Raw genomic sequence first — 2,263 nt, 5'->3', positions numbered from 1 at the left:
GACCAGCCGCGCGCCTGCAATTCTTCCATCAGATACGCTTCGACGACCGGCAGGTCAGCGGGACTCACGATCAGGTGCGGCGCGCCAATCAGCGCCGGCTCGGCGGCCAGCACTTCGCGGGCGGCAGCAATCAGCGCAGCCGGGTCGTGTTGTACGTGCTGACGCACCACCTGCTGGGCGATGTCCAGCGCGAGCGCGACCAGCGTTTCCGAAATTTCGTGCTGCGCGCCCTCGAGCGCGGCCTTGAAGGTTTCCGCCAGAGCAGCAAGTCTTGCGGCTTCTTCGCGTGCTTCGGCCTGGCCCTGGGCGAACCCTTGAGCGTGGCCCTGGTCGTAACCGGCCTGATAGCCCAGCGCCTGCCCGGCTACGTGACCCGACGCAACGCCTTGGGCATGAGCGGCATCGCGCAGGCGCTGCAACTCTGCTTCGAATGCGCCTTCGTCAACCTCGGGTTCGGGAGGCGGCGCCGGGGGCGCCGGGTCGAACGAGGCCATCTCCCAGCGCTGATAGGCCGAGAGGCTAACCTTGCGCGTGGGATCCTGATCAGACATATGCATCTTCCGCCTTGCCGCCTAATGCGATCTGGCCGCTTTCCGCCAGATTGCGCACGATTTGGAGGATACGGCGCTGCTGCGTTTCCACTTCGGAGACGCGCACCGGGCCGCGTGCATCGAGGTCTTCGGCCAGCAGTTCCGCTGCCCGTTGCGACATGTTCGAGAGGAACTTCTGACGCAGCGCGGGTGGCGCGCCCTTGAGCGAGATGATCAGCGCCTCGGATTCGACTTCCTTCAGCAGCAACTGGATAGCGCGGTCTTCCAGGTCGAGCAGGTTCTCGAACACGAACATCTGGTCGATGATCTTCTGCGCGAGTTCGGCGTCGTACTGGCGCACGTTCTCGATCACGCCTTCTTCGTGGTTGCTCGACATGAAGTTGAGGATTTCCGCTGCCGTGCGGATGCCGCCCATCGGGCTGCGCTTCAGGTTGTCGCTGCCTGAGAGCAGGCCCGTCAGCACGTCGTCCAGTTCGCGCAGCGCGGCCGGCTGGATGCCGTCGAGCGTGGCGATCCGCAGCAGCACGTCGTTGCGCAGCCGCTCGCTGAAGCAGGAGACGATCTCGGAAGCCTGATCGCGGTCCAGGTGAACGAGGATCGTCGCGATGATCTGCGGGTGCTCGTTCTTGATCAGCTCGGCGACCGCAGCGGAATCCATCCACTTGAGGCCTTCGATGCCGCTCGTGTCGCTGCCTTGCAGAATCCGGTCGATGATCGCGCCGGCCTTGTCGTCGCCGAGCGCCTTGGTCAGCACCGAACGGATGTAGTCGCTCGAATCGAGCGACAGCGCGGTGTGCTGTTCGGCCTCACGGGCGAACTCATGCAGCACTTCGTCCACCTGTTCGCGGGTCACGTTCTTCAGCGCGGCCATGGCGACGCCGATCTTCTGGACCTCGCGCGGGCCGAGAAACTTGAACACCTGTGCGGCTTCTTCCTCACCGATTGATATCAGCAGGAGCGCGCTCTTCACTACGCCTTCAGCGCTCATCGGACACCCAGTTCTTGACGACGGTTGCTACGATCTTCGGATCCTGGCGCGCGATGTTGCGTGCGTACTCCAGGTTCCGCTCGAATTTGTGTTTCTCGCTCTCGAACGACATCAGTTCGGAATCGCCATCTTCAACGACGCTCACGCCATTACGCTCGGCCGCCGGGATGCCGTCGAGCAGCACCGGCTCATCGGGCGACGGCAGGGCGGCAGTGGCCGTCACTGGCGGCGGGAACGCACGGCGCAGGGCCGGCTTGACCATCACGAAGTAGAGGAACAGGGCGACTGCGCCAATACCGATGTACGTTGCGATCTGCTTGGCGAGCGCGATCATGTCCGGCGTGCGCCACCATGGAACGTCCGCGTTCGGGTCGACTTCCGACGTGAAGGCGCTGTTGACCACGTTCACCGAGTCGCCGCGCTGCGCGTCGAAGCCCATCGCGTCCTTCACCAGCTGATTGACCTGGGTGAGCTTGTCGGCCGTCAGCGGTTGCATCGTCACGTGACCCTTGGCGTCCACGACGCGCAGGTAATTCACCACCACCGCCACCGACAGCCGCTTGACGCCGCCCATCGACTGCTGGAAATGGCGCACGGTCTTGTCGAGTTCGTAGTTGGTGGTCGCGTCCTTGCGGTCGCTGATCGGAATGCTCGGCGGGCCGCCGTTTGCGCCGCTCGGCGCGTTGATCGGTGCGGAGGCGGGCTGCGGCGGCTGGTTCGACAG

At 64.4% G+C, this 2,263-nt stretch carries 3 protein-coding genes; all 3 read right to left on the bottom strand.

From position 1 onward, the window contains the following. Window positions 1-557 (bottom strand): flagellar assembly protein FliH (fliH, locus tag WCA85_RS13800; RefSeq protein WP_424064711.1); only part of this gene is annotated, 557 nt, incomplete at its 3' end. Next, a complete protein-coding gene (gene fliG, locus WCA85_RS13795) occupies window positions 544-1,539 on the bottom strand; it encodes a flagellar motor switch protein FliG (RefSeq protein ID WP_424064709.1) in 996 nt (331 codons plus the stop codon). The genes fliG and fliH, both read right to left, overlap by 14 nt. Then, window positions 1,529-2,263: flagellar M-ring protein FliF C-terminal domain-containing protein (locus tag WCA85_RS13790; RefSeq protein ID WP_424064705.1), on the bottom strand; the 735-nt coding region annotated here is incomplete at its 5' end. The genes fliG and WCA85_RS13790, both read right to left, overlap by 11 nt.

This window comes from Paraburkholderia sp. (assembly GCF_049581445.1).
In the GTDB taxonomy this organism is placed as follows: Bacteria; Pseudomonadota; Gammaproteobacteria; order Burkholderiales; family Burkholderiaceae; genus Paraburkholderia.
The sequence above is the reverse complement of the archived record's forward strand: the minus strand, read 5'-3'. Positions and strand labels throughout refer to the sequence as shown.